This is a genomic window from Halochromatium sp., assembly GCF_054919635.1.
In genome coordinates, this window is the sequence record NZ_JBUDPI010000294.1 from 1 (window position 1) to 4,784 (window position 4,784).

The following is a 4,784-nucleotide window of genomic DNA, read 5'->3' on the forward strand; positions in this document are numbered from 1 at the left end:
GTCGGGGCCGTCGAAGTTGATCGCCGCACCCCAGGGTGTCTGATGCCGCTCGTTGAAGAACTGGGGGGCGTAGAGGTGCAGATAGTTGCCTTCGGGTCCGAAATGGTTGTAGACGACGTCGAGCAGGATCATCAGGCCGCGCTCGTGGGCGGCCTGTACCAGGGCCTTGAGGTCCTCGGGGCGGCCATAGCTGGCATCAGGGGCGAACGGCAGCACCCCGTCGTAGCCCCAGTTGCGCTGGCCCGGAAACGCCGCCACCGGCATCAGCTCGAGCGCGGTGACGCCAAGCTCGGCGAGCTGATCCAGTCGCTTGGCGGCGCCGGCAAAGGTGCCCTCTGGTGAGAAGGTGCCGAGATGAAGCTCGTAGCAGACCGCTTCTTCCCAGGGGCGCCCGCGCCAGGGCTCGCCGTCTGGCCAGCGGAAAGCGTTTGGCTCGATGATCTCGCTTGGGCCGTGAACATCGGCTGGTTGGAAGCGAGAGGCCGGGTCTGGCACGGTCTGCTGGCCGTCGACGCGCTCGCCGGCGATGCGAAAGGCATAGCGCATCCCCGGGCGAGCGCTCGCCGTCGTGAGCTCGAACCAGCCGTCGTCATCGCGGTTCATGCCGATGCTTTGCTCATCATCGGTGGTCATGCTGATGCCTTGCTCGTCATCGCCGTCGAAGAGTCTGAGTACGACCTGACCGGCCTCTGGTGCCCAAAAGCGAAAGCGGACGCCGCCGTCGGACAGGCATTCTGCGCCGAAGGGCATCCGGTGTTTCGAGGTCGACATGGCGGGCTCCCTCTATGGCGTTGGGTATGGCGTTGGGCGTTTGCTGTCTCGGTTGGCTGTCTCGGTTGAGACTGACTCGAGCTAACATTGAGAGTGGACGCGCGCCGGTCTGGATGCGCCCAATGCGGCCTGCACGCTCGGCTCCGGCAGGCTTTCCGAGGTGGAAAGCATGCGCTGTACCAGGCGGATTACCCGGTGGATTAACAGGCGGATTGCTGCCGCTATGCCAAGTGGATTGCCGCCCTTAGCAGCACTGCGCTGGCCTGGTCAATTGCTGCCCATGGACCGCGTCAAGGTCCGCTGACTTCCAAATCGCCGCCTAAACTGGCGCCCAATCTGGCGCCCAACCTGGCGCGAAAACGGCTTGAAGACGGCGCCTCCGAGCGATTGCGCCGTTGCGCACAAGCCCGGCGCATCGCAGGTCGGCGTCCCTGACGCCTAGCCGAGATGCATCGATGCGGCAGGTCGATTTGAGCCGCCTTCTGGTTGCTATGCACCGCTATGGGGGTGCGTCTCGTCGAGCGAGCTGCCTGGAAGCGAGCCGCCCGGATTGGCCGCTGCGAAGGTCTGTAGGGTGAAGGGTGTTGGTCCAACCATTGCAGCGACTGATGGCATGACCCTGAGCCGATTCCCGATACAGTCTCCGCTGACACCTGCGATGCCGCCGCAGGGTCGACGCAGGGGCTAACCTGCATCCTTATGCCTGACCTACCTGATCTCGAGACCTCCGCCGCCGATCCGCTCTGGTACAAGGACGCGATCATCTACCAGACCCACGTCAAGGCGTTCTTCGATACCGACGGCAACGGCACCGGGGATTTCCGCGGCCTGACCCAGAAGCTCGATTACGTCCAGGCGCTCGGGGTCAATACGCTCTGGCTGTTGCCGTTCTACCCATCGCCGATGCGCGATGATGGCTACGACATCAGCGACTACCGCAACGTCCATCCGGCTTATGGTAGCAAGCGCGACTTTCGTCGCTTCATCAGTGCCGCGCACCGCCGTGGCATTCGCGTGATCGTCGAGCTGATCATCAACCACACCTCCGATCAGCACCCCTGGTTCCAGGCTGCGCGCCGCGCACCGAAGGGCTCGAGCAAGCGCAACTTCTACGTCTGGAGCGACGACGATAGCCGTTTCTCCGAGACCCGCATCATCTTCACCGACAGCGAGGCCTCGAACTGGACCTGGGACCCGGTTGCCGAGCAGTACTACTGGCACCGGTTCTTCTCGCATCAGCCCGATCTGAACCACAACAACCCGCAGGTGGTGAAGGCGGTGATCCGCGTGATGCGCGCCTGGCTCGACCTTGGCGTTGACGGCCTGCGGCTGGATGCGATCCCTTACCTCTGCGTGCGCGATGGCACCAGTAACGAGAACCTGCCCGAGACCCATGCGGTGATCAAGCAGATGCGCGCGGTGGTCGATGCGCATTACGAGAACCGGATGTTCCTGGCCGAGGCCAATCAGTGGCCCGAGGACGTGCGCGATTACTTCGGCGACAGCGATGAGTGCCACGTCGCCTACCACTTCCCGCTGATGCCGCGCATGTACATGGCACTGGCCCAGGAGGATCGGCATCCGGTGGTCGAGATCATGGAGCAGACCCCTGACATCCCAGCCGATTGTCAGTGGGCGCTCTTCCTGCGCAATCACGACGAGCTGACCCTGGAGATGGTCAGCGATCGTGAGCGTGATTACATGTATCAGACCTATGCCAGCGATCCGCGCATGCGGGTCAATGTCGGCATCCGTCGGCGGCTTGCACCGCTGCTTGACAACAATCCGAACAAGATCCGGCTGATGTTCAGCCTGCTCTTGTCGATGCCGGGCTCGCCGATCCTCTACTACGGCGATGAGCTTGGGATGGGCGACAATATCTATCTGGGCGATCGCGATTCGGTGCGTACCCCCATGCAGTGGACGCCCGACCGCAATGCCGGCTTCTCACGTGCCGACCCGGAACGGCTCTATCTGCCGCCGATCATGGATGCGGTCTATGGCTATCAGTCGGTCAATGCCGAGGCTCAGTCCCGCTCGGCCTCATCATTGCTGAACTGGATGCGGCGCATCATCGAGGTGCGCAAGGCGCATCGGGTCTTCGGCCGCGGCAGTATCGAGTTCCTGCATCCGGGCAACCGTAAGGTGCTGGCCTATGTGCGCGAATCGACCGATACCGACCCGATTCCGGATGATGCAAGAGACAAACACGAGATCCTCCTCTGCGTTGTCAACCTGAGCCGAGGGGCCCAGCCAGTCGAGCTGGATCTGGCGCGGTTTCAAGGGCGCGTGCCGATCGAACTGCTGGGCCGCACGCCGTTTCCGCCGATCGGCGAGCTGCCCTATCTGCTCACGCTCGCGGGCCACGGCTTCTATTGGTTTCTGCTCTCGGATGAGGCCGATGCCCCCTCATGGCATGACGAACGGCTGCCGGCACCGCGGCTAGCGACGCTGGTGCTGCCCGAGGGCTGGAAGAGCTTACGCCCGGATCGAGCCAAGCGCCCTGAGCCGGCGCGACGGGCACGGCGACTCCTGCAGGACCGGGTGCTTCCGGGTTATCTCGGCAACCGTTTCCAGACCCTGTCGGGGGGCGGGCAGGGGACTGCGCTGGGTGGTGCGCCACTGTCCGCGGTGCAGCTCAGCGCCATTGAGGCCTGGCGCGACTGGCTCTTGGCCCTGATCAGCGTCGAACTCGGCGATGGCCGCGAAGCGCAGTTGCTCTTGCCGCTCGGGCTGCGCTGGCAAGACGATGGCGCCGAGCTCAACGCAGCGCCACCGGCAGCGACGACGCTTGCGCAAGCACGCCGCCATGCGACCCCGGGCCAGCTCTGCGATGCGCTCGCAGACCCCCGATTCGTGCACGCGATGATCGAGCTGATCGGCAGCGGCGCGCAGACGGAATGGGGTGATGGTCTGCTCTCGGCGCAGCCCACCAATGCCTTCGGGCGCTTGACCGCCGATTGTGCCGGGGCCGAGGTTCGCATCCCGCCGGAGGATCGCGGTCACAGCGCCGCACTCGGCGATCAACTGATGCTCAAGCTGTTGCCTTGCGCTCCCCGCACATCAACCAGGACATCAACGAGCGCGTCCGCCAACGCATCGAGTGAAGCATCAACCGCAGCATCGGCAAGGGGCTCAGGCGAGTCAGCAGGGAGGGCACCGACGGGCGAGGAGGCGACTGCGGTCGAGCCTGCGCTCGACCCCAACATCCAGATTCGCCACTACCTGCATGAGGTGGCCGGCTTCGCCAATACCCCGGCGCTGGCCGGCTGGCTCAGCTATGAGAGCGATCAGCAGCGAGGCCGCTGCACCTTGGCGATTCTCGAAGAGTACATCCATAACCAGGGCAACCTGCGGGCATTCACCCTTGAGCTGCTGTCCCGGCTCTGTGATGCCTATGGCGAGCGCATCGACGCCTGGCAGGCCGATGCAGCCCATCTGAGCTACGAGACCCTGATCGACAACCTCGGACGCCGCCTCGCCGAGCTCCATCACGCACTGGCACGAGAGGATGTCGGCCGGGCCTTCGCGCCGGAACAGGTCGACGCACAGGAGCAGGCCACCTGGGCTGCCTCGATCGCCGAGGACTTGGAGCGGACACTGGCGCAGCTGGAACACTTCGAGGAGGAACTGCCCGATGAGGTCCGACCGTTGGCCACGGCACTGCTGGCACAACGCGCCGAGGTGCTGCGGTCACTCTCCGATGGCGATGGCAATGGCAATGGCAGCGGCGATGAAGAAGCCGATGCTGGCGTCGATGCTGGTGCTGTTCGTGATGGCGGTGCAGGTGCCGCTGGCTGCGCTGCGCTGCGCATTCGGGTTCATGGCGATCTGACGCTGAGCCGGATGCTCGTGGTCGAAAACGACATCTTTTTCATCGACTTTGGTGGTGACTGGCAACGCACAACGGAAGCGACAACTGATAAGCAGAGCCCGCTAATCGACGTGGCCCAGGTCCTGCGGTCATTTCATGAGGTTGCCGACGCGGCGATTCAGGCGGTCTGTATCGACCC

At 64.2% G+C, this 4,784-nt stretch carries 2 protein-coding genes; one reads left to right on the forward strand and one right to left on the reverse strand.

The annotated features are described in order from the left end of the window. A partial coding sequence (locus ACY693_RS15145; protein ID WP_462322646.1) for an alpha-amylase family glycosyl hydrolase occupies positions 1-771 on the reverse strand: 771 nt, incomplete at its 3' end. A gap of 699 nt (positions 772-1,470) precedes the next feature. Here ACY693_RS15145 and treS point away from each other — a divergent pair. Next, positions 1,471-4,784 (forward strand): maltose alpha-D-glucosyltransferase (gene treS, locus ACY693_RS15150; RefSeq protein ID WP_462322647.1); only part of this gene is annotated, 3,314 nt, incomplete at its 3' end.